Origin of the sequence: Pseudohaemophilus parahaemolyticus (genome assembly GCF_938021905.1) — a bacterium.
Lineage (GTDB): Bacteria > Pseudomonadota > Gammaproteobacteria > Enterobacterales > Pasteurellaceae > Haemophilus_A > Haemophilus_A parahaemolyticus_B.
Genome location: NZ_CALIFA010000035.1, coordinates 1 through 22,404 on the forward strand (window position 1 = coordinate 1; position 22,404 = coordinate 22,404).

18 protein-coding genes, 2 tRNA genes and 1 riboswitch are annotated in these 22,404 nt (G+C 40.2%); of the genes, 13 read left to right on the forward strand and 7 right to left on the reverse strand.

All coding sequences use genetic code 11. The features are described from left to right. From QMF79_RS03430 to QMF79_RS03475, 10 genes are all read left to right on the forward strand, one after another. On the forward strand, positions 1 to 1,888 hold a 1,888-nt coding region (locus QMF79_RS03430; protein ID WP_281772780.1), incomplete at its 5' end, for an acyltransferase family protein. Positions 1,889 to 1,969: 81 nt separating this feature from the next. Beyond that, the gene (gene yaaA, locus QMF79_RS03435) at positions 1,970 to 2,743 is read left to right on the forward strand and encodes a peroxide stress protein YaaA (protein WP_281772781.1); all 774 of its coding nucleotides are present in this window, start codon (positions 1,970 to 1,972) and stop codon (positions 2,741 to 2,743) included. Then, positions 2,743 to 3,297 carry an ABC transporter ATPase gene (locus tag QMF79_RS03440; RefSeq protein WP_281772782.1) on the forward strand — a complete coding sequence of 185 codons (555 nt, stop codon included), beginning with the start codon at positions 2,743 to 2,745 and terminating at the stop codon, positions 3,295 to 3,297. Before yaaA ends, QMF79_RS03440 begins: the two co-directional genes overlap by 1 nt. A gap of 103 nt (positions 3,298 to 3,400) precedes the next feature. Continuing rightward, complete coding sequence (gene lepA / locus QMF79_RS03445) at positions 3,401 to 5,194, forward strand: translation elongation factor 4 (protein ID WP_040215983.1); 1,794 nt, start codon at positions 3,401 to 3,403, stop codon at positions 5,192 to 5,194. 91 nt (positions 5,195 to 5,285) lie between these two features. Continuing rightward, entirely contained in the window at positions 5,286 to 6,164 is an 879-nt protein-coding gene (gene lepB / locus QMF79_RS03450; protein WP_281772783.1) for a signal peptidase I, read from the forward strand. A gap of 81 nt (positions 6,165 to 6,245) precedes the next feature. Beyond that, entirely contained in the window at positions 6,246 to 6,914 is a 669-nt protein-coding gene (gene rnc, locus QMF79_RS03455; protein WP_005706065.1) for a ribonuclease III, read from the forward strand. A gap of 106 nt (positions 6,915 to 7,020) precedes the next feature. Beyond that, positions 7,021 to 7,926 carry a GTPase Era gene (gene era, locus QMF79_RS03460; RefSeq protein WP_281772784.1) on the forward strand — a complete coding sequence of 302 codons (906 nt, stop codon included), beginning with the start codon at positions 7,021 to 7,023 and terminating at the stop codon, positions 7,924 to 7,926. A 48-nt stretch (positions 7,927 to 7,974) separates the two neighbouring features. Next, on the forward strand, positions 7,975 to 8,712 hold the full coding sequence (recO, locus tag QMF79_RS03465; protein ID WP_039863115.1) for a DNA repair protein RecO: 738 nt from the start codon (positions 7,975 to 7,977) through the stop codon (positions 8,710 to 8,712). A 126-nt stretch (positions 8,713 to 8,838) separates the two neighbouring features. Continuing rightward, complete coding sequence (locus QMF79_RS03470) at positions 8,839 to 11,019, forward strand: TonB-dependent siderophore receptor (RefSeq protein WP_281772785.1); 2,181 nt, start codon at positions 8,839 to 8,841, stop codon at positions 11,017 to 11,019. 94 nt (positions 11,020 to 11,113) lie between these two features. Next, positions 11,114 to 12,286: a sugar transporter gene (locus QMF79_RS03475; protein ID WP_281772794.1), complete on the forward strand. Its 1,173-nt coding sequence runs from the start codon at positions 11,114 to 11,116 to the stop codon at positions 12,284 to 12,286. A gap of 76 nt (positions 12,287 to 12,362) precedes the next feature. Here the strand turns inward: QMF79_RS03475 and hflD are convergent, their stop codons facing one another. The 5 genes from hflD to metX form a co-directional block, all read right to left on the reverse strand. Beyond that, positions 12,363 to 12,998 (reverse strand): high frequency lysogenization protein HflD, encoded by a 636-nt coding sequence (gene hflD / locus QMF79_RS03480; protein WP_281772786.1) that lies wholly within the window; start codon positions 12,996 to 12,998, stop codon positions 12,363 to 12,365. 25 nt (positions 12,999 to 13,023) lie between these two features. Next, positions 13,024 to 14,691: a heme ABC transporter ATP-binding protein/permease CydC gene (cydC, locus tag QMF79_RS03485; protein ID WP_281772787.1), complete on the reverse strand. Its 1,668-nt coding sequence runs from the start codon at positions 14,689 to 14,691 to the stop codon at positions 13,024 to 13,026. A gap of 266 nt (positions 14,692 to 14,957) precedes the next feature. Continuing rightward, on the reverse strand, positions 14,958 to 15,557 hold the full coding sequence (locus tag QMF79_RS03490) for a DedA family protein (protein ID WP_281772788.1): 600 nt from the start codon (positions 15,555 to 15,557) through the stop codon (positions 14,958 to 14,960). 9 nt (positions 15,558 to 15,566) lie between these two features. After that, complete coding sequence (gene purR / locus QMF79_RS03495; RefSeq protein ID WP_281772789.1) at positions 15,567 to 16,577, reverse strand: HTH-type transcriptional repressor PurR; 1,011 nt, start codon at positions 16,575 to 16,577, stop codon at positions 15,567 to 15,569. Between the two features lie 99 nt (positions 16,578 to 16,676). Then, positions 16,677 to 17,747 carry a homoserine O-acetyltransferase MetX gene (metX, locus tag QMF79_RS03500; protein WP_281772790.1) on the reverse strand — a complete coding sequence of 357 codons (1,071 nt, stop codon included), beginning with the start codon at positions 17,745 to 17,747 and terminating at the stop codon, positions 16,677 to 16,679. 279 nt (positions 17,748 to 18,026) lie between these two features. Between metX and QMF79_RS03505 the strand changes: the two genes are divergently transcribed. Next, on the forward strand, positions 18,027 to 18,623 hold the full coding sequence (locus QMF79_RS03505; protein ID WP_281772791.1) for a SanA/YdcF family protein: 597 nt from the start codon (positions 18,027 to 18,029) through the stop codon (positions 18,621 to 18,623). Between the two features lie 59 nt (positions 18,624 to 18,682). Here the strand turns inward: QMF79_RS03505 and lysC are convergent, their stop codons facing one another. Continuing rightward, positions 18,683 to 20,032, reverse strand: a complete 1,350-nt coding sequence (lysC, locus tag QMF79_RS03510) for a lysine-sensitive aspartokinase 3 (RefSeq protein WP_281772792.1) — start codon at positions 20,030 to 20,032, stop codon at positions 18,683 to 18,685. An 81-nt stretch (positions 20,033 to 20,113) separates the two neighbouring features. Then, positions 20,114 to 20,308: riboswitch (Lysine riboswitch) on the reverse strand. A 274-nt stretch (positions 20,309 to 20,582) separates the two neighbouring features. Here lysC and QMF79_RS03515 point away from each other — a divergent pair. Together QMF79_RS03515 and QMF79_RS03520 are read left to right on the forward strand one after the other, a co-directional pair. Next, a tRNA-Gly gene (locus QMF79_RS03515) sits at positions 20,583 to 20,658 on the forward strand. 14 nt (positions 20,659 to 20,672) lie between these two features. Further along, positions 20,673 to 20,746: transfer RNA gene (locus QMF79_RS03520), tRNA-Cys, on the forward strand. Between the two features lie 123 nt (positions 20,747 to 20,869). Here QMF79_RS03520 and QMF79_RS03525 read toward each other — a convergent pair. Beyond that, the gene (locus tag QMF79_RS03525; protein ID WP_281772793.1) at positions 20,870 to 22,093 is read right to left on the reverse strand and encodes an integrase arm-type DNA-binding domain-containing protein; all 1,224 of its coding nucleotides are present in this window, start codon (positions 22,091 to 22,093) and stop codon (positions 20,870 to 20,872) included. Positions 22,094 to 22,404: the final 311 nt, after the last annotated feature.

Consider the following 22,404-nt stretch of genomic DNA (forward strand, 5'->3'; position numbering starts at 1 on the left):
ACAAACAAACAAACAAACAAACAAACAGCTAACTTACCGTCCTGAAGTAGATGGCTTACGTGCATTAGCCGTACTTTCTGTCTTTATTTATCACCTGAATGAAAATTGGCTCACAGGTGGTTTTCTTGGCGTAGATATTTTCTTTGTTATTTCAGGATATTTAATCACTAGAATTATTACAACAGAAATGGCAAGCGGTCATTTTTCGTTTAAAACTTTCTATCAACGCCGTATCAAACGGATTTATCCTGTCTTTATTCTTACCATTGCATTAGCTTCTATTTTTTCTTCGCTCTTTTTTATTCGAGCGGAAGGTGAATTACTCCGCAAAACAATAGAACTGGCACCTATTTTTGCAACCAATTTCTATCTTGCATACCGCCAAGGATATTGGGATATGAGTGCGAATGAAAATCCGATTTTGCATTTATGGTCGCTTGCAGTGGAAGAACAATATTATTTATTTTTCCCTATTATTTTATTTTTTGCTTTTAAACGTGCAAAACAGACTGCTATTTTTATGAAAGTTGTTTTGGCGCTGTTGGTATTCTTTTTGCTTACCAATTTCTTGCCTCAATCAGCTTATGAAAAGGTTGGGATTTATAATCTTTATTACACCTCTAATTTACGTTTCCCAGAATTATTAGTGGGATCGTTTTTAGCGTTGCTTCCTGCTTCTACTCATTCAGTAAGAAATCAAATTCTTAGTCTGTTAAGTATTATTGGGCTTATTTTCTGTCTCTTTTTCTATCAGAAAAATACGCCTTACTTAGTTGGGATGACAATTTTGCTACCTTGTGTGTTGGCGGCAATATTGATTTATTCCGCCACTTCAACCACATTAGTTGGACGATTTTTCTCATTAAAACCCGTCGTTTGGGTAGGTAAGCTTTCTTATTCTCTCTATTTATTCCACTGGCTATTTATTGCATTAACACATTATGTGACAGGCGCAAGAGAATTTTCAATGAATACGGTTGCGTTTATTATTTTAGCGACCTTTATCTGTGCGATTTCAAGTTATTATTTGTTAGAGCAACCGATTCGAAAATCCACATTAAGTTTCAAACAAGCGGTTATTTTTCTCTATTTAATTCCATCTGTTGCGGTTATTGGCTATAACTTAGTGATGAAGAAAGTGGTAGTGAAACGCACGCACGAATATGATGTGATTAGCCATGTTAATCTTGAGCCTGTTGAGTTTCACCAAAAGAAAATCGCTGTATTGGGAGATTCTCACGCAGGGCATTTAACTCAATTCTTAAATTATGTGGGTAATAAAGAAGGCTGGAATGTTGAAGGCTGGGGCGATGTCTTGAAATGCTATGGCTTGAATGGTCAAGAACCGCTTGAAACATTAAATGAAGAACAAAAAGCCTATTGTGCGAAATACCAAGAGTTAGAAAATAATCCTGTGGTATTTATTTCTATGTTCTACAATTTGAAACGAGGCACTGATCCGTTACCAAGAATTACTGCGTGGGAATTTAAGGTAGACGATTTTGACCAAAGATTAAAAGCAATGATTGAGTATTTTGCGAAAACCAAAAAAGTTTATGTGTTTGCAGATGTTAAAGTGGCAGATCGTTCGCCATTACGCTCGGTTTATTTAGCCAAATATGGATTAGATAAATATTTAGCGCCTATCGGGGAATTAGGCGATACTAAAACCACGAATGAGTATCTAAGAAAGTTAGTGCAAGATATTCCAAATGTTACTTTTGTTGATCCGACTAAATATTTGCCAGAAGGATATTTTATGGAGGGGAAACCGCTTTATGTTGATCAAGATCATCTGAATAACTTAGGCTCATTACAAATGGGGAAAGGCTTTGCAGAAAAAGAAACCTTGATTTCTGAAGAAGTAAAAGAAAAATGGTTGAAATAAAGCCATAACCTTTTAAAATACTTGAACTATTTGATGTAACAGCCGTACTCTCACGGCTGTTTTATTTTAAAAGGAACTTCTATGCTTGCCATTATCTCCCCTGCGAAAACTCTCGACTTTGAAACGCTCGCACCTAAATTTGCATTTTCTCAACCAAATTTAACCGCTTACAGCCAAGAATTGATCGGAATTTGTCAGCAATTTAGCCCAGCGGAATTAGGATCGTTAATGTCGATTAGCGATAAATTGGCGAGCTTAAATGTAGCACGTTTTGCCGAATGGCAGCTTGAACATAACGAAACAAACGCTAAAGCAGCACTTTTTGCATTTAAGGGCGATGTTTACACTGGGCTTGAAGCGGAAACGTTGAGTCGTGGACAAGTGGAATATGCACAAAAACATTTGCGTATGCTTTCAGGCTTATATGGCTTGCTAAAACCGCTTGATTTGATGCAGCCTTATCGCCTGGAAATGGGTACGAAATTGGCGAATCCCAAAGGCAAAGATCTTTATGCTTTTTGGGATAATATTATTACTGAGCATTTGCAACAGGCACTTGATGAGCAAGGCGATAGCGTGTTGGTCAATCTTGCATCAGATGAGTATTATAATGCGGTGAAGCTAAAAAATCTGAATGCAACTATTGTAAAACCAGTTTTCTTGGATGAGAAAAATGGCAAGTTCAAGCAGATTTCATTCTATGCCAAAAAAGCTCGTGGAATGATGGTGCGTTTTATCTTAATTGAGCAACCAACTGAAATTGAACAACTTAAGACCTTTAACTATGGCGGTTATTGGTTTGATGAAGAGAGCTCAACGGCAACGGAGCTAGTTTTTAAACGTGAGGAGCAGTAATGAATATTTTTCGTTGGGGTAGCTTTGCACTTTTTTCCTTATTTTTGACCGCTTGCCAGTTTAAAACGGGCGGTTTTGATTTGCCTGAGTCGGTAACTTTTCAGAAACAGCGCTTTGAGAAAGTCACCCAAAATCAGATTGATGAGATGCAACAACTGCTTTATTTGCCTGCAGAGGGGGCGAAAAATCCCGAAAATTGGCAGAAAGGTATTTTGATTTTTGTAGATAAAAACAGCAAAGGGATGAGTTTAGCTGATCGTGCATCGTTACGTCAAAATGCGTTTGCTCAGCAGGTAGATACACAAGCCAAAGTTGAAGTAGCACAAAATGAGTTGCGTAGCGAAGTGCTTTATCCGCCAACGGAGCGTTTTAATGATGTGCAGTTAGAAGTTTCTCGTGGGCGAGATTTGCAATGTGGTTATGCACAGATGCAGTTTTCTGACAAGCGGTCTGCTTTTGCAAATAAATTGCAAAATTTAACCGCTTACCAACAGGCATTAAGCGAGCTTGCATTTGAGTTTAGCCGATTAGCTTGGCAGGTGAATTGCAAATAGCACAATAGAGCATTTCCTTTGAAATAACCGTCAAATTCAAGTAGAATTGCATGGTTATTTTTCCCTAAATTTTTAAAAACAGGACATTTATTGCCCGATGAATATGAAGAACATTCGTAACTTTTCGATTATTGCCCACATTGACCACGGAAAATCCACGCTTTCTGACCGCTTGATTCAAACCTGTGGCGGTTTGTCTGATCGTGAGATGGAAGCACAGGTGCTAGACTCAATGGATCTTGAGCGTGAACGTGGCATTACCATTAAAGCACAAAGTGTAACCTTAAATTATAAAGCGAAAGATGGTGAGACTTATCAGCTGAACTTTATCGACACCCCAGGACACGTTGACTTTTCTTATGAGGTTTCACGCTCATTAGCCGCTTGTGAAGGGGCATTATTGGTAGTGGATGCGGGTCAAGGTGTGGAAGCACAAACCCTTGCAAACTGCTACACAGCGATTGAAATGGATTTGGAAGTTGTGCCAATTCTAAACAAAATTGACTTACCTGCGGCAGATCCTGAACGTGTAGCGGAAGAGATCGAAGACATCGTGGGGATTGATGCGATGGAAGCGGTGCGTTGTTCTGCGAAAACAGGTGTAGGGATTGAGGATGTATTAGAAGAGATCGTGCATAAAATCCCTGCGCCAGAAGGCGATCCTGAAGCGCCTTTACAAGCCTTGATTATCGACTCTTGGTTCGATAACTACTTAGGCGTTGTGTCGCTGGTGCGTGTGAAAAATGGTACGCTCAAAAAAGGCGATAAAATCAAAGTAATGAGCACGGGGCAATCTTACAACGTAGATCGCCTTGGTATTTTCACGCCAAAACAAGTGGATACGACTGAACTTAATACGGGCGAAGTAGGTTGGGTAGTGTGTGCGATTAAAGACATTTTAGGTGCACCTGTGGGCGATACTTTAACGCATCACCATAATTCAGCGACGGAAGTTCTCCCTGGTTTTAAAAAGGTGAAACCGCAGGTTTACGCAGGTTTATTCCCAATTAGCTCAGACGACTACGAAGCCTTCCGCGATGCGTTAGGCAAATTGAGCTTAAATGATGCATCTTTATTCTATGAGCCAGAAAACTCAACCGCATTAGGCTTTGGCTTCCGTTGTGGTTTCTTGGGCTTGTTGCATATGGAGATCATTCAAGAGCGTTTAGAGCGTGAATATGATTTAGATCTCATTACCACTGCACCAACGGTAGTTTATGAAGTGGTGCAAACCAATGGCGAAACAGTTTATGTGGATAGCCCGTCAAAATTACCGCCGATTAGTAATATCAGCGAAATTCGCGAGCCAATTGCAGAGTGTAATATGCTTGTGCCGCAAGAGTACTTGGGCAACGTGATTACCCTTTGCGTGGAAAAACGTGGCGTGCAAACCAATATGGTTTACCACGGCAACCAGATCGCTTTAACCTATGAAATCCCAATGGGCGAAGTGGTGTTAGATTTCTTCGACCGTTTGAAATCAACTTCACGTGGTTATGCTTCATTGGATTATGGTTTTAAACGCTTCCAAGCAGCGGATATGGTGCGTGTGGATATTATGATTAATGGTGATCGTGTGGATGCGTTAGCGTTAATCGTTCACAAAGATAATGCACAATATCGTGGTCGTGAGTTGGTAGAAAAAATGAAAGATCTTATTCCACGTCAACAATTCGATATTGCGATTCAAGCAGCTATCGGCAACCACATTATTGCACGTTCAACCGTAAAACAGTTGCGTAAAAACGTATTAGCAAAATGTTACGGTGGTGACGTAAGCCGTAAGAAAAAACTTCTACAAAAACAAAAAGAGGGTAAAAAACGAATGAAATCTCTCGGTAACGTAGAAGTACCACAAGAGGCGTTCTTAGCGATTCTTCACGTGGGTAAAGATTAATCCCCAAAAAGGGAATTTTGCATTAATCAAGCGGTCGAATTTGCAGATGAATTTGTAAATTTAACCGCTTGTTAAACTAAAAGGAGAAGTTATGGCACAGATTGCCCCTATTATTTTTATTGGGATTTTATACGGCATTTGGAAATGGTTAGATTCAATGCAGTTGCCGAATACTATTTCTATTTTGTTGGTCGGCTTAGTAGTTGTTTGTGGTGGCTTTGGGTTCTACAATAAATTTAACCCAAGCAAGAAAAATGGCTTTACTGATTTCTTCGGTTCACTTTTTGGCGTGTTGGCATTAGTGACTATTTTACGTTCATTTGTGTTTGAACCTTTCCAAATTCCAAGTGGCTCAATGGAGCCAACTTTGCGTGTCGGCGATTTCCTTGTTGTGAATAAATTTAATTACGGCATTAAAGATCCGATTTGGCAGAAAACGCTTATTGAGAACGGACACCCAGAGCGTGGCGATATTATTGTGTTCAAAGCACCTAAACAACCGCACGTTGATTACATTAAACGCGTGATTGGTATCGGTGGCGATATGGTAAAATATGATATGGCAACCCAATCGCTTACCGTAACCAGTAAAGATGGTACTGTAAATGTGTTTAAATATGAAAATGCGAAACCAAATGCTGATTTCTTCTATCACGGCCAAATGCAGGTAGAGAAAACGGAAGTTGGCAGCGTAACGCATCAGATTTTGAATAATCCATCACCATTTAACTATGCACCTTATTTCTTCAAGCAAGAGGGGCAAGTTGACGGCGAATGGGTTGTACCAGATGGGCATTATTTTGTGATGGGCGATAACCGTGATAACAGCGAAGACAGCCGCTTCTGGGGTTTTGTGCCTGAACAAAATATTGTAGGTAAAGCAACATTTATCTGGCTAAGTTTAGATAAAAAACCAAATGAATTCCCGAAAGGCTTACGTTTCGACCGAATGTTTACTTCCATTCAATAATTTCAAGCGGTTGAATTTGCAAAATGTTTTGTAAATCTAACCGCTTTCATTCTATTTTAATGGGGAAAACCCCAAAAAATTATGCAACTAGAACGATTACAGAAAAAATTGGGTTATCAATTCGAAACCCTTGATTACCTCACTCAAGCCTTAACGCACCGCAGTGCGGCATCAAAAAACAATGAACGCCTTGAATTCCTGGGGGACTCTATTCTTAACTTTACCATCGGCAAAGCTTTATTTGATAAATTCCCAAAAGCGAATGAAGGCGAATTAAGCCGTATGCGTGCAACACTTGTGCGAGAGCAAACCTTAGCCATTATTGCCCGTCAATTTGATCTAGGGGATTATATGAAACTTGGTGCAGGCGAACTCAAAAGCGGTGGTTATCGTCGCGAGTCTATCTTAGCCGACTGTGTGGAAGCAATTATTGCCGCAATCTATTTAGATAAAGGAATGGATCAGGCAATGCAGAAAGTGAATGACTGGTATGTCACATTTTTAGCTGAGATCAGCCCAGGCGATGCACAGAAAGATCCCAAAACTCGCCTACAAGAATTCTTACAAGGTCGCAAATTACCACTGCCTGAATATGACGTGATTGATATTAAAGGCGAAGCCCATAACCAAACCTTTAAAGTGACCTGTAAAGTGAAAAATGTGGATGAGGTGTTTACAGGCATTGGTACAAGCCGTCGCAAAGCAGAACAGAATGCAGCGGAGAAAGTATTAAACGTATTAATCAAGTAGGGGGTGTGGATTAAAAATACACGCACGCAAGCGGTTGAAATGTGAAAAGCTTTTGCAAAAGCGTGCGTGAAACCAGTTTCACAGACCCTACAAAAAGGAACAAAAAATGATAGAAAATCAAAAAACATATTGTGGCTTTATTGCTATTGTTGGTCGCCCGAATGTGGGTAAATCGACTTTACTCAACAAAATTCTTGGGCAGAAAATTTCCATTACTTCACGTAAAGCCCAAACTACTCGCCACCGTATTGTCGGGATTCAAACCGAAGGAGCATATCAAGCCATTTATGTGGACACACCAGGGTTGCATATTGAAGAAAAACGTGCCATCAACCGTTTGATGAATCGTGCGGCAAGCTCGGCAATTGGTGATGTGGATCTGATTATCTTTGTGGTCGAAGGTACAAAATGGACAGAAGATGATGAGATGGTCTTAAACAAATTGCGTGCGGCAAAAGCTTCTGTAGTGTTGGCAATCAATAAAGTGGATAACATTAAAGAAAAAGATGAATTGTTGCCGCATATTACCGAGCTTTCACAAAAATTCGATTTTGCCGAAATCCTGCCGATTTCAGCCCAACGTGGTAAAAATGTCCATCTGCTTGAGAAGATTGTGCGTCAATCTTTACGTGAAGGCGTGCATCACTTCCCTGAGGAGTATGTAACCGACCGTAGCCAGCGCTTTATGGCATCAGAAATTATCCGCGAAAAATTGATGCGTTTCACGGGCGAAGAGTTACCTTATTCGGTGACGGTAGAAATTGAGCAGTTTAAAGTGAATGAGAAAGGGATTTTTATTATTAATGGCTTGATTTTAGTTGAACGTGAAGGTCAGAAAAAAATGGTCATTGGGGCGAAAGGCGAGAAAATCAAAACTATCGGGATTGAAGCCCGTAAAGATATGGAGCGTTTGTTTGATGCACAAGTTCACTTAGAGTTGTGGGTGAAAGTGAAAGCAGGCTGGGCGGATGACGAACGTGCATTGCGTAGTTTGGGGTATATTGACGAATAGTCTTGTAGGGTGGGCTTTTAGCCCACCATTTTTATCATTAGTGATTAAATGAGTAAAAACTTTGAGGCTCAGCCCTTACAACGGGCGTTTGTCTTACATCGGCGAGAATATAGCGAAAGTAGTCTGTTAGTTGATTTCTTCACGGAACACAACGGGCGGATGACGCTATTAGCAAAAGGGGCGAGACGCCCTCGCTCTCCACTAAAAGCCTTGTTGCAACCTTTCACGCCGTTGTTGCTGCGTTGGACGGGTAAGGGCGATTTAAAAACCTTAACCCAAGCAGAAGCCGCATCACTGACTTTACCAATGGAGCCAATGGCACTATATAGCGGATTTTATGTAAATGAAATGTTGGTAAGAGTGTTGGAAAATCAGACCGCTTACCAAGAGCTTTTTAACCATTATTTGCAGTGCGTTACGCGATTAGCCAGCAATGCAGAACAACTTGAGCCCATTTTACGAACCTTTGAATTTCAAATGTTACGGGCATTAGGTTATGGTGTTGATTTCTGCCATTGTATGGCAACAGGCGAAGAAGTTGACCCAAATATGTGGTATCAATTCTGTGAAAATGAGGGCTTTATCGCTTCGCTTTTACAGAATAATTTGAGCTTTTTAGGCAAAGATTTGCTTGCCTTTGAGGTACTTGATTTCTCTGATAAATCTACCCAACAAGCTGCAAAACGCTTTACCCGTATTGCATTGAAACCTTATCTTGGCTCGCAACCGCTAAAAAGCCGTGAGCTATTTCAATCTATCCTACCAAGTAAATTAAAAGGGGCGTAAGCCTCTTTTTTGTGTTTATTTCATTAAATAAAAATATTTTTCATTTGAGAGCGATTTTTATTTAGGTTATGTGTATAATATCCGCGTTTTTTATTTCCCTTTAGTCTTTATTACAGGAATCTCTGAATGAAATTTAAACATTCTTTAGTTTACACTTCGTTATTTATGTTGCCCGTAGCGGCAATGGCGGAAAATACATCACTTTCACAAGTGACTGTTTCTGAATCTGCTTCTGATGCTCAAGACATCAACAACGGCAGTTACCAATCTCGTGTGAGTAACATTGCGAATAAAGGGGCAACGCCTTTAATTGACTCACCACAAACCGTGAATGTGGTAAACAACCAGCTTTTAGAAGATCGTAAACCAACAAGTATTGATGAAGCGTTAGCGACTGTCAGTGGCACAACTCAAGCAAATACTTTAGGTGGCTTAATGGATGCGGTGTTAAAACGTGGTTTTGGGGCAAACCGTGATAACTCAATTTTACGTAATGGTGTAGTAGCAGGTCCTTCGCATAACTTTTCAGCTACAACAGAGCGTGTTGAAGTGCTAAAAGGTCCTGCTTCTGTGTTATACGGTATTCAAGATCCAGGCGGTGTCATCAATATCGTAACTAAAAAACCACAGCAAGAAGCGAAACACGTATTAGGTGGTTCTGTGGGGTCAAATAATGCTTGGGGTGTGAATTTTGACTCAACGGGCGGTTTAGGTAATGGCTTTGCATATCGCTTTATTTATGAGCAAAATGACAAGGATTATTGGCGTAATTTTGGCAAAATCAAACGTGGTTTATATGCACCATCGTTTTCTTGGTCAAATGATAAAACAGAAATCGTAGCAGGCTACGAACATCAAGATTATACCGACCCATTTGATCGCGGTACTTACATTATTGCCAACAATACCCCAGCAAATGGGCGTGGGCAGATTGTCAATATTCCAGTAGAGCGTCGTTTAGATGAACCATTTAATAGCGTGGTAGGCAAAATTGATATTGTGACGTTACAAGCTAGCCACAAATTAAATGATGCTTGGAAATTAAATACAAGCTACGCTTACACCAAAGATAGTTACAATTATTGGCAAGCACGTGTAACGGCGATTAACTTGGCTAACAACCGTGCAACGCGCCAAATTGAGGGAATTCAAGGCTCAACACAACGCAACCATAGTGCAAGCTTTAATGCTGTAGGTGAAGTGGTAACGGGCGATATTGCACATCGTATTGTAACGGGTATGGATATGGGCTATACCAATTTAGATATTGGTCGCTATCAAGCAGCGAGTAATAGTGCAATTTCTATTATCAATCCTGTTTATGGACAAGTAAGCACGGATAATATGCCGTTAGCAGCTGCAAATGGTCACCAATTTGCGAAATTAAAAACCATCGGTGTTTATCTTCAAGACTCTGCTTATTTAACAGATAAATTGATTTTATCTGGCGGTTTACGTTATGAGTATTACGACCAAGAAGCTGGCCGTGGAGGTCGTACAACACCAGAGCGTTTATACACCGATGATCATGGCGGAAAAATGCTTTATCAGGGCGGTTTAGTGTATAAATTTACGCCAGATTGGTCTGTGTATGGTAACTATGCCCAATCATTCCGTCCGCAATTAAGCCGTGCGGCAGTTACAGAAGGTTTAAAACCAGAAGAGGGCGAATCTTACGAAGTGGGTACTAAATTTGAGAACGGTTATTTTAGCACTAACTTAGCTCTCTTTAATATTGAGAAGAAAAATATGTCTGCGACAGAAAGCCGTAATGGAACAAACTATACCTATTTAATTGGTAAAGTGCAGTCACGTGGTGTGGAATGGGATATTAGCGGTAAATTAACTGATCGTTTAGGTGTAACGGCAACTTATGCTTATACAGATACCGAAACGAAAGAAAACCGCAATTTACCTTATTTAGCAGGCAAATCACTTGAGGGTGTGCCAACACACCAAGCAAGCATATTTGCAAATTATGATTTAGGTAATTTTGCGAACGGTCAATGGCGAATTGGTGTGGGAGCACGTTATTTAGGTTCTTGGAACGTATATAACACACGTAATGCAACGGGCAACCAAGTTGATTACCGTGAAACTTATAAAGTACCTCACGCTATTGTAAGCGATGCGTTTATCTCTTACCAAACTCAGCTTGCAGGCAAAAATGTGCATTTACAGCTAAACGGTAAAAACTTAGGTAATAAACGCTACTATGTTTCTACTCAAGGTTTAAACAACAACATCATTCCACTGGCTTATGGTTATGAGCGTGAATTTATCTTTAATACCAAAGTAGAATTCTAATCTTAATTCTGGTTTACAAGCGGTTAAATTTTTCTTACTCTTTGCATTGCAAATTGAATGAGGAATTTGACCGCTTTATTTTTAGGATTTAATGATGATGACCAAACAATCTTACCGAAAACTCGCGTTAATGCGGGTTTTTGCATTTTCGCTTTCCGCATTTATTTTTAACACGACAGAGTTTGTGCCTGTAGCTCTGCTTTCAGATATTGCCCTAAGTTTTGAGATGGAGACCGCAACCGTTGGGCTGATGATTACTGTATATGCGTGGGTGGTGTTTCTCGGCTCGTTGCCATTGATGTTGCTTACCGCAAAGGTAGAACGCAAGAAATTACTGCTTTCGATTTTCGCTCTCTTTATTGTCAGCCATATTCTTTCCGTGGTAGCGTGGAATTTCTGGGTATTGCTCATCTCTCGGATCGGTATTGCTTTGGCACACGCCATTTTCTGGTCGATTACCGCCTCACTCGTGATTCGAGTTGCACCTAAAGATAAAAAACAACAGGCATTGGGGCTGTTGGCATTAGGTAGCTCACTGGCGATGATTTTAGGTTTACCGCTAGGGCGACTGATTGGGCAGTCATTGGATTGGCGTTCCACTTTCGCTGTAATTGGTGTTATTGCAACGTTGGTTATGCTGTTAATGTGGAAATTGCTCCCTCATTTGCCAAGTAAAAACGCAGGCTCATTGGCAAGCATTCCTGTGTTGATGAAACGCCCGCTTTTAGTTGGGATTTATCTGCTTGTGATGATAATTATCTCAGGACACTTTACCACTTACAGCTATATCGAACCTTTTGCTATTAAAGTCAGCCAGTTCGCTCCTGAAATTGCAACAATGATGTTGTTTATTTTTGGTTTAGCTGGAGTGGTGGGCAGTTTTTTATTTGGGCGTTTATATGCAAACAATCCACGAAATTTTATCGCTTGTGCGATGATGTTAGTGATGCTCCCGCAACTTCTTCTTTTCCCGCTTAAGCATATTGAAATTGCTATTTTCTTGCTCGTATTCTTATGGGGAATTGGCATTACCAGTTTGAGTATCGCACTACAAATGCGTGTACTCCAACTTGCCCCCGATGCGACGGATGTTGCCTCTGCCATTTACTCAGGAATTTATAATGTTGGCATTGGGGCAGGTGCACTATTCGGCAGTATCGTTATTCATCAGTTAGGTTTGGAATACATCGGGCTAATAGGTGGTGGACTCGGGATATTGGCATTGTGTTGGCTTGGGTTTATTACGGTGAAGTTTGTGAAAAAATAAGGGGCTGTCCTAGATAACTAAGTTAAATTCCCCCTTAACTAATTTGATGATTCAAAACGGGGATTTGTTAATAGAGTTAAAGTATTTGATAAAGCGATTTCATTTGATTTAACAATTTCTTACGTGAAAACAAAAATTGCCAGCGGGTTCCCCCAACTTGTTGCCAGAGAATACCTGCACGGATGCCCGCAAGTAGAGTGGCTCGGATTTTTTGCTGAATATCTGGACGAACGAGGTAATCTTGCATACCTAATACGTGGATTTTTGTGCCAAGTGGGCTAATCACGTCGCTATAAATGGCGGCAAGATTAGCTACCATTTGGTCTGCCATAATATCGCCTTCGTAAAGCAAAAGTTGTCGCTCAATTTGTTGCAAACGTTGTACAAGTTGAGTTTTAGATTCAGGTGATTTATTTAGTTTTTGGCTAAGTGATAACAGGCTTACCCAATATCGTCCGATTTCTGTATCGAGTTTGCCATTGCCGCCGCCAAGTTGAGCCAGTGCGGTTTCTATACCTGTTTTAAGGCGTGTCAAATTATCGCCATAGATAGAAAGCGTAGAATCAGGTTGAGTCACAAGCAAGCTTTTCATCAGTATTGCCATATCTTCGCGGTCTTTTACGAAACCGTTGTGTGCAAATTGTTGTACTAATGTCGCTGCTTGACAGGTCGCAGCAAATGCAACTGCAATATCTTGGTAGTTTTTTGTCATAAAAATTCTGATCTATTAAATAAAATTAAGCCAATAATTGCCCATTATCTATTCGATAAACACGGTCAAAGTGTTCTAATCCTTGCAAACGATGGGTAATCATCAGCAACGTGCGTGCTTGGCAGTGTGCAAAAATAAGCATTAAGATCTGTTGCTCGGTTTCGCGATCTAATCCTTCGGTCGGTTCATCAAGTAAGACTAATTCTGCATTGCTCAAGAGTATGCGAGCTAATCCCAGTCTGCGTTGTTCGCCCCCAGAAAGCGGTCTTCCACCTTCTCCAAGCCATAAATCTAGGTCTTGTTCTTGTAAGAGATAAGCAAGTTCCACCTGTTCTAAAACCAATTTAAGTTGCTCATCGGTAGCGTGAGGATTTCCCATCAAGAGGTTATCACGTAATGTCTGGCTGAAAATGTGTACACGTTGGCTAAGTGTCACTAAATGTGATCTTAATGTTGCTTCAGGGTAATCAGCCACATTGCAATTTGCCAGCAAAATTTGACCGCTTGTTGGATCGTAATGACGATTAAGCAACTGGAAAATGGTTGATTTTCCGCTGCCAGTTTTGCCTAAAATAGCCACTTTCTGCCCTTTGTTTACTTCAAATGAAAGGCCATTTAATGTAGCTTGATGGTTTGAAGGGTAGTTGAAAGTGACTTTTTCAAAACGTACAAGCGGTTGATTTTCAGCAATCTTTTGCCATCTGGTTGAGCCATTAAACTCTACAAGTGGGCGTTGTTCAATCAGATCATTTAAGCGTTCGGCTGCCGTAATGAGCTGACCTAAATGCAAGAATGCAATGCCAATGGGCATTAAGATTTCAGCTGATGCCATCACGCAGAAAATAACCAGTGCTACAAGGGCTTCAGGGTTATCTGCACTTGAAGCGTCAATTGCAGTAGTAACCAATAAAAACACTACACACACTAAGATGCCATTCATAAAGGTCAGCAGTGCATTCGAAAAGCCCGTTAATTGGCTCTCTTTGCTTTGTGAAGTTAGCCAAGTTTGTTCAGTTTTTTCGAGCTTTTCGGTCATTTGCGGGACTAAACCAAAGAGTAAAAATTCCGCATTGAGCTGAACCCACTCGATAAATTGACTGCGATATTCGGCCCTTGCCTGAATAATTTTTTTGCCTGATTTCTGCCCCAAGCGGTAGAAAATGGCAGGGAAAATGAAAAGCAGGGCAAGCAATGTGCCGCAGATGATAATTGTTAATAACTCAGAGACAAATGACAAGCCAATCGCCATAAAAGCAATTACCATTATTGCACTAATAAATGGCGAGAGTAGGTTGAGATAAAGGGTGTCGAGCGTATCTATATCCGCGACTAAACGGTTTAGCAATTCGCTATTTCTAAAGCGATTTAGACCGCTTGGGCTGAGCGGAATCAGCTTTTTAAAGACGGAAATACGCAGCTCCGCCAGCACGCGGAACGTTGCATCGTGTGTGACCAATCGCTCGAAATAGCGCGAGAGGGTTCGCCCAATCGCTAAACCACGTACCCCTGAAGAGGGGTAGAAGAAGTTAAATAAAATCGTTGAGCCAACTAAAAATGAGGCAGCTAAAAACCAGCCCGAAAGGCTGAGCAATCCAATGCTGGCTGAAAGGCTTGTAATGGCGAGGATTGTGCCGAGCAACAAGCGTCCGAAATGGTTGCGATAAAGTGAAAGAAATGGGAAAAGTGGTTTCATTAAAATGTATAAAATTTGCTATTGAAATTTCCCCTCTTTAGCAAAGAGGGGAGGGGGAGATTGATTCGCTACGCTCACACTTCGTGCCGTTGCTAAAGCAACGTTCAAACGTAAGCGTTTGTGGCAGAATCTAATTTACCTTGTACTAAATTAGCCCGTTTATAATAAAAATAACCTTTAGGAGAAGTTTTCAATTAATTTCTTCGCGAATTGCGCATGTCAAATCTCCCCTAACCCCTCTTTTCTAAAGAGGGGGATTATTTTTCTTAAGCTTTTTTCTTCCGCCCTTTAAACCATTTAAAGGCAAAATAAATAGCGACTAAACCAAGCACCGCAAAAATAGCATGTTGGCCGTGTTCTACTTGCTCTTTTAACCAGTCTAATTGTTGAGCACCGTAATCACCCAAATATACCCAAACAGGCACAGAAATAATTGCTGCACAGAAATCGACCAACACAAAGCGGGTAAAGCTCACGCGGCGAGTAATACCTGAAACCAAATAAACTACAGCACGTAAACCTGGTAAGAAGCGTGCTAAGAATAATAGGCGGTTACCTTGTTTTTCAAAGCGTTCTTGCACCATTTTGTAGCGATCTTCGGTGACAATGTTACGAATAAGCGGGAAATGGAGGATTTTTTCACCGTAAATACGACCAAGCCAATACATTGTGCTATCGCCGATCAATACGCCAAGCATACTGACAACTAGCATCCAATGCACGTTGGTGTAACCTAAACCCGAAATAACGCCGCCTGAAACAAGGGTAATATCTTCAGGAATTGGTACGCCAAATCCACAGGCGATTAATACGAGAAAAACTGCCCAATAACCGTAACTACTAAAAAAGCTAATTAAAAATTCCATTACCTTCCCTTATTTGTTTAAATTTTTGACGGAATGACGTTTCACTAATTCAGGGTGAAACTCAAGCGTTTGTGGTAAAGAAGCGGTTTCTTCTTTCTTAATTCGCTCTAATAACAGATCCAATGCCTTTGTACCTAATCTGGATTTCGACTGGTGCACGGTCGTTAATGGCGGAGCGTAAAAGCGCGAGTTGTGAATGTTATCGTAGCCGATAATGGAAATATCATTCGGTACAGAAAGCCCTCGTTCGGTAATCGCTGAGATTGCCCCCAACGCCATCACATCATTAAAACAGAAAATCGCAGTGGGCAATTCTTCCAAGCGGAACAGATTATTCATACATTCGTAGCCATCTTCTGGTTCAAAATCGCCTTCAACAACCCATTTGTCTTCAATAGGTAAACCCGCATCATTCATCGCTTTTAAAAAACCTTCAAATCGGGTTCTAGCGGTCGTTTTTTCTAGATTTCCTGCAATCACACCAATTTTTTTATGGCCGTTTTCAATTAAATGCTGAGTCGCCAAATAACCGCCTTCGAAGCTGTTATCTAAGATTCGGTCGCTTTTTCCATCGTGCGTGCCCCAATCCATGACTACCATTGGTACGTTTGTGCCATTAAATAGTGCAAGTGATTTTTCGGTATATTCGGAACACATAACCAAAATGCCATCTACGCGTTTTTTGATCAACATATCCAAATGGTTTTGGATTTTTTCTGGGTTATTTTGCGTGTTGCACAAAAAAAGCGAGTAGCCTTGACGGTAACAATGTTCTTCCACTGCAAGCACAATTTCTGCGAAGAATGGGGCTTCGCTTGTGGTAATAATCATCCCAATAGATTTAGTCGTGTTCACTTTTAAACTACGCGCCACGGCACTTGGGGAATAGTTGAGGGCTTGCACTGCATCCCATACTGCTTTGGTGGTATCTTCTGCCACAAAACGAGTTTTGTTGATGACGTGTGAAACGGTAGTTGTTGAAACCCCTGCATATTTCGCTACATCTTTAATTGTTGCCATAATATTTGTCTCTAAAAATAAAAATTAACGCTCTATTATAGCGAAAATTTCCGATTTTAGTGATAGGAAAACGATTTCTTTACATAATTGACGTGTTGTTTACCCATTCAGTGCTTGCGTAATCAATGGCTCAAAAAAAGCATAATCGACTAAAAACGAGTCGTGCCCAAAATTAGAGTTGAGCTCATGATAGGTTAAATTTACGCCCGCATCTTGCAATTGCTGACGACTTTTTTGTACATCGCGTAATTTGAATAGCTGATCGCTAGTAATCGCAATTAGGGTATAATTTGCTTTAATTTTAGCCAAAGCGGTATTTAAATTTGGATAGTTAAATGCAGGATCATAAAGATCTAATGCACGTAATAAGCGTAGATAACTGTTGGCATCAAAACGATCTAAGAATTTCACACCTTGATAACTTAAGTAGGATTCTACTTGAAAATGATCGCCCCAGAATTGCCCATTTTGCTTGGTTTCACGTCCAAATGCTTTAGCGAGCTGTATATCGGTTCGATAGGTTAGCATTCCTAACATTCGAGCAATTTTTAAGCCATTGTCGGGGGCTATACCATCGTAATAATCACCGTTATTATAATGCGGATCGTTAATGATTGCTTGACGCATCACGTGGTTAAAACCAATTGCTTCGGCACTCATTGAAAGCGAGGAGCAAAGATTGATAACATTATCCATAAAATCAGGGTAATCAATCGCCCATTGGGTGGCTTGCATACCACCGAAAGAGCCGCCGATAACTGCATGCAAGTGGGAAATGCCTAATGCATCAATCAAGGCTTTTTGAACTTTTACAATATCTTGCACCAAAATGAGAGGAAATTGGCTGCCGTAAGGTTTCCCAGTGCTGGGATTAAATGAAGAGGGTCCCGTTGTGCCTTTACAGCCGCCGAGAACATTTGAGCAAATAAAAAAGTATTTGTTGGTATCAAATGCAAGATTTGGACCGATAAAATCTTGCCACCAGCCTTTATCCATACCAGAAAGTGCAGGCTCTGCATCGCCTGTGAGTGCGTGGCAGAGTAGTATTGCATTGTTTTTTTCTGCGTTTAATGTGCCATAGGTTTGGTATGCCACCTGAACAGGCGAAAGCTCGCCCCCGAGTGTCAGTGAGAGAGGTTTATCCTCAAATAATGTGATACTTTGTGCCATATAACCTTGATTTGCAAAATAAAGCAGAATTTTACCGCTTGCGAGATGAAATATGCGTAAGGTAGCGATAGCAGGGTAGTTTGTCAAGAAATTTTAGCCATCTAAACGTCTAGAAAGCTAATCTATAACTTGTTATTTTAAAGTGAGTTCAATAAAATCGGTTTAAGCCATTATAAATTGTGATTGATTATGTTTAACCTATTCCAAAATAACACTATTAGAGCCCGTTTAGATCTTGTTCAAAAAGCATTTTGGGCTACCTTAAAATATGGATTTTGGATGCTTATTGCTCTGAGTTTTTTGCTGATCGTAATTGATATTACAACAAGCTATTGGGTGCGAGATCGTATTTATACTGACATCAATAAACTACCTAATTATCGGACAGCAGTGGTGCTTGGCACGGCGAAATATTACACTACAGGTGCCCCCAATCTCTATTATAAATATCGGATTGAAACTGCACGAGACTTGATTAAACAAGGAAAAGTACAACAACTTTGGGTTAGTGGCGATAACAAAACGCCTTACTATAATGAACCACGGGTAATGGCGAATGATCTCCGAAGACAGGGTGTGCAAGCGGTGCAAATTCAGCAAGATTTTGCAGGTTATCGTACCTTAGATTCGGTTATTCGAGCTGATAAAGTATTTCAATTACCGCCATTTGTAGTGGTTAGTCAGCGTTTTCATTGTGAACGAGCGATGTTTATAGCGAAAACAAGAAATATTGATGCGGTTTGTTTTGTCGCAAAATATCCAGAAGGACATTTTAAAGTGCGAATAAGAGAGTTTTTTGCACGAGCGGGCATGGTATTGGATTATATACTAGATAGGCAGCCTGAAACTTTAGAAAAAGGAAAAGAAGCGAGATAAAAATAAATGAGATAGACTAATATCTAGTCTATCTCATTTTCTTAACTCTCTAAAAAAGATTAGAACACTCCAGCGTGTAATGCACGTACAACATTATCTGCTTCATCATTTTTCACAAGGGTGCAAACGTTATTTGTGCTTGCACCATAGCTGATTAATCGGATGTTAAAGCCTTCTAATTGGTGGAATAACTGTTTTGCCACACCAGCTTGGGTGTGTAGATTATTACCAATAATGGCGACTAAAGCGAGATCGTTTTCTACATGAACGTGGCAGAGTTCTCTTAATTCATCTAATAAATCTTGAGAAAGCATTTCTGCTCCTGTTGAAGTTGAACCTGTTTTATCTAGTGTTAATGCGATGCTTACTTCTGATGTGGTAATCACATCTACAGAAATGTTGTGTTTTGCTAAAATTGCGAACACATTTGCTAAGAAACCTTTAGCGTGAAGCATTGAAAGGCTTGAAAGTGTGAGTAAGGTTTGATTACGACGTAAAGCAATTGCACGGAAAGTTGGACGAGGTTGTGGATCGCGCGTTACCCAAGTACCGCCTTGTTCTGGTGCTCTGCTTGAACCAACGAATACTGGGATATTACTACGCACAGCAGGTAATAAGGTTGCAGGATGAAGTACTTTCGCACCAAAGGTTGCCATTTCAGCCGCTTCGTTAAATGCCATTGTATCGATACGTTTTGCATTTGGTTCAACGCGTGGATCTGTAGTGTAGATGCCTGGTACGTCAGTCCAGATTAACACATCATCTGCGTTTAACACCTCTGCTAAAAGTGCAGCAGAGTAGTCTGAGCCACCACGACCTAATGTAGTAGTTTTACCTTCGGCATCACGACCGATAAAGCCTTGTGTAATTGCTACTTTACCTTCTGCAATAAGCGGTTTTAAAATCGCATCAGATTGTAATTTGGTTTTTTCATCGTTTGGTGCTGCTTTACCATAGTGGCTGTTCGTCGCCACGATTTCACGCACATCGACCCAAACAGCAGGATAGTTACGTTCTGCACATAATTGAGTGAAGATTTTAGTAGACATCATCTCGCCGTGAGAGATGAGTTCATCCGCAAGTGCAGTTGAAGTAGCAAGGCTTGCTGATTCGGCAAGAGCTTCAATGCGAGCTAATAATTTATCAATTTGAGCTGAAATTTCTGATTGATGTTGTAATTTTTCGATAATGTTATATTGAATTGTGCGAACAGTTGCGATGATTTCATCGCGACGTTCCTTCTCGCAACCGTTTGCGAGCTCAACTAAATAGTTGGTTACACCTGCAGAGGCAGATAATACCACAACGCACGTGTTTGGATCTTGAGTTACAATATTTGCACATAATGACATCGCTTCGAAATTAGCGACACTTGTACCACCAAATTTAGCTACAGAAAGTTTAGACATAATAAAAATTTCCTATTATTAAGGGATGATGTTGTGATTTTAGTGATTCGAAAGGAAATTGAGTAGATTTGTGGGCGAGCCATTCCTCAGAGCACTCCATTTAAAATCGCTTTAAGCGAGATTTAAATGACAGCTAGTAGGATTCAACCTGACCTAGCCGATGTTCATTCCAGTCTAGTGAATTCACACCTCGGCAAGCACTCCCATCAATTAATCGTCAAACGGCCCTAGTTGCCTAGAATTAATCTGCCTGAGTGTTGCACCTCTCTTTATCGATATTTACTTACAAATGTATTTATCTAATAAGTATAAGCTATACTTATGTTTTTTAAGCTTACAGGAAGTTAATTTAGAGAGCAATCATTTTATTAAATATAATTTAATAATTTTTTAAAAGGCGGTGACTTGAAGCCGAAATCACTTCAAAAGTCATAAAAAATGCACAGAAAGGTCTTTTTTTATGCGGTTAGTGAAATATTTTATTTTTATCGTTGACAAGAAGTTCATAATCCGTAAAATGCACCTCGTTATTAAGCACAACACCTCAAATGCGGGAATAGCTCAGTTGGTAGAGCACGACCTTGCCAAGGTCGGGGTCGCGAGTTCGAGCCTCGTTTCCCGCTCCATTTTCAGATCTTATGGCGTGTTAGCAAAGCGGTTATGCACTGGATTGCAAATCCATGTAGATCGGTTCGACTCCGGTACACGCCTCCATTACTTAAGCTCTTAACTCATCACAAAAGCTCAAAAGTCTATATAAAACAATAACTTTGCTTATTTCAAGAACTCAATAGAACTCATTAAAACGCATTAAAGCAAGTGAAAATAGTATGTGCTTTAGTAGGTGATAATTTTGTCGTGAGTGAGCCCGCATTGTTCTAAATAATCGCCCCATTGCTGCATAACAGGAATGCGTTGTTTGAGGTAATCGTGGCGGTTATAAGTCGCTTCAAGTTGATCATCAATTTTATGAGCAAGGACCTTTTCTGCCGTGTTTCGCTCAATGCCTATATCAGCTAAATAGGTTCGGATTATCGATCTTATTCCGTGCGATGTCAAAATGCCGTAATAGCCATTCCGTTTCAAGGCATTATTAACCGTTTCGCTGCTCATTGGCTCTTTATCTGGGCGTAAGCTGTGAGCAAAAACGAATGGATATGTGCCATTCCATTTTTTCATTTCTTCTAATACCCAAATCGCTTGCTTACAGAGTGGTACTGTATGCGGTTTCTTTTCATTTCGCCTGCCTTTCATTTTCTCTTTCGGGATATGCCAGAGACAGTTTTCCCAATCAATTTCATGCCATTCTACGCTAACGACTTCTGCTGGGCGAACTGCTGTGAGTAAGCTCCAGAAAATAAGCAACTTGGTTTTTGTGAGTATTTTAGCGTGGAAAATGTCTTCGATTAGTTTTGGCACTTGGTTTGGCAAAATGGTGGGGTTATTTTTTGCTGCCGTAAAATGAAAGGACTTTCTGGCTTTTTGGCAGTTGTGAATGTCTATAAGTCCAGTATTCTCGGCATAATCCATAATTTCTACCACAATTCGCAGTGTTTTTTCTAAAGCGTTAGAAAATCCTTTTTGATAAAGTGGCTGGAGCGTTTTGATTAAAATACGGGAGTTAATCTGCGAAATCGGTATATCACCTAACAACGGGAAGATGTGGTTTTCAAGCCGTCGCCAATCTTCATTCATTGTTTTTTCCATTACGACTTTTGACTTTAAATTTTGTCGCCATTTGATGGCCACATTTTTGAATGAGTTTTCTTTCTCCTCTTGTAACAAGAGCGTTTGCTGTTGTTGATGCTCAAATGGATCGATATTCTGAGCAAGCAACATTTTATATTCTGAGCGTTTTTGTCTTGCTTCGAGTAGCGACATTTCTGGGTATGTACCGAGTTTTATATCGGTTCGTTTTTTTGCAAATGGTTTGATGTAGGCAAAACGCCAGACTTTGGAATGGTCGGTAACTTTCAAAAATAAACCGTCACCATCCCTTAAAATGCCTGTTTTGGCATTCTTGATTTGTTGAATAACCAACGGTTTTATAATTCTAGCCATTATTTGCTCCTTAAGATGGTTGATTTTTACGCAGATTTTCAATGTACTGATCAATCTCTTCTTCAATGAAGAAAACATAACGTCCATTTCTAATCGGCTTTGGGAAATCTTCTCGATAGGACGGATGTTTTACGTTAACCCATCGATCTAATGTGGTTCTGCTTGTGCTTAATTTTTTGACAACAGATAATCGTGATATTAGTCTCATATTTCTCTCCAATAAAAAACCCTCCGTGTGGAGGGCGTGGGTTTATAAAATCATTTTTGCGAGTTGGTTAAAGGCGTTGTAGCCTTTGTACCAGTATTCGATG

Excerpts from the sequence above, each read along its gene's own strand:
- yaaA (WP_281772781.1), top strand. The coding sequence starts at position 1,970 with ATGCTTGCCATTATCTCCCCTGCGAAAACTCTCGACTTTGAAACGCTC.
- QMF79_RS03440 (WP_281772782.1), top strand. The coding sequence starts at position 2,743 with ATGAATATTTTTCGTTGGGGTAGCTTTGCACTTTTTTCCTTATTTTTG.
- lepA (WP_040215983.1), top strand. The coding sequence starts at position 3,401 with ATGAAGAACATTCGTAACTTTTCGATTATTGCCCACATTGACCACGGA.
- lepB (WP_281772783.1), top strand. The coding sequence starts at position 5,286 with ATGGCACAGATTGCCCCTATTATTTTTATTGGGATTTTATACGGCATT.
- rnc (WP_005706065.1), top strand. The coding sequence starts at position 6,246 with ATGCAACTAGAACGATTACAGAAAAAATTGGGTTATCAATTCGAAACC.
- era (WP_281772784.1), top strand. The coding sequence starts at position 7,021 with ATGATAGAAAATCAAAAAACATATTGTGGCTTTATTGCTATTGTTGGT.
- recO (WP_039863115.1), top strand. The coding sequence starts at position 7,975 with ATGAGTAAAAACTTTGAGGCTCAGCCCTTACAACGGGCGTTTGTCTTA.
- QMF79_RS03470 (WP_281772785.1), top strand. The coding sequence starts at position 8,839 with ATGAAATTTAAACATTCTTTAGTTTACACTTCGTTATTTATGTTGCCC.
- QMF79_RS03475 (WP_281772794.1), top strand. The coding sequence starts at position 11,114 with ATGATGACCAAACAATCTTACCGAAAACTCGCGTTAATGCGGGTTTTT.
- hflD (WP_281772786.1), bottom strand. The coding sequence starts at position 12,998 with ATGACAAAAAACTACCAAGATATTGCAGTTGCATTTGCTGCGACCTGT.
- cydC (WP_281772787.1), bottom strand. The coding sequence starts at position 14,691 with ATGAAACCACTTTTCCCATTTCTTTCACTTTATCGCAACCATTTCGGA.
- QMF79_RS03490 (WP_281772788.1), bottom strand. The coding sequence starts at position 15,557 with ATGGAATTTTTAATTAGCTTTTTTAGTAGTTACGGTTATTGGGCAGTT.
- purR (WP_281772789.1), bottom strand. The coding sequence starts at position 16,577 with ATGGCAACAATTAAAGATGTAGCGAAATATGCAGGGGTTTCAACAACT.
- metX (WP_281772790.1), bottom strand. The coding sequence starts at position 17,747 with ATGGCACAAAGTATCACATTATTTGAGGATAAACCTCTCTCACTGACA.
- QMF79_RS03505 (WP_281772791.1), top strand. The coding sequence starts at position 18,027 with ATGCTTATTGCTCTGAGTTTTTTGCTGATCGTAATTGATATTACAACA.
- lysC (WP_281772792.1), bottom strand. The coding sequence starts at position 20,032 with ATGTCTAAACTTTCTGTAGCTAAATTTGGTGGTACAAGTGTCGCTAAT.
- QMF79_RS03525 (WP_281772793.1), bottom strand. The coding sequence starts at position 22,093 with ATGGCTAGAATTATAAAACCGTTGGTTATTCAACAAATCAAGAATGCC.